Annotated in this window: 1 protein-coding gene; it reads left to right on the top strand. The window is 38.0% G+C overall.

What is annotated here, in order from left to right; all coding sequences use genetic code 11:
* A partial coding sequence (locus tag AAEY62_RS21645) for a TerD family protein (RefSeq protein ID WP_350636450.1) occupies nucleotides 1–289 on the top strand: 289 nt, incomplete at its 5' end.
* Nucleotides 290–297 lie beyond the last annotated feature (8 nt).

The following is a 297-nucleotide window of genomic DNA, read 5'->3' as shown; positions in this document are numbered from 1 at the left end:
AGATATCCCTGCAGATATTACTAAAATTGTAGTTGCTGTAACTATTCATGATGCTGAAACAAGAAAACAAAACTTTGGTCAAGTATCAAACGCATTTATCCGTATTGTTAATTCTTCATCGAATGAAGAAGTTGCACGTTATGACCTATCTGAAGATTACTCAATTGAAACAGCATTGATTTTCGGTGAGTTATACCGCCATAACAGCGAGTGGAAATTTAAAGCGATTGGCCAAGGTTTTGAAGGTGGTCTTGCACCTTTAGCTCGCCAATACGGCGTATCGGTTTAATACCACAC

Source organism: Pseudoalteromonas sp. GW168-MNA-CIBAN-0100, assembly GCF_040309225.1.
Lineage (GTDB): Bacteria > Pseudomonadota > Gammaproteobacteria > Enterobacterales > Alteromonadaceae > Pseudoalteromonas > Pseudoalteromonas arctica.
Note: the sequence above shows the minus strand (reverse complement) of the source record. Positions and strands in the feature narration are given on the sequence as shown.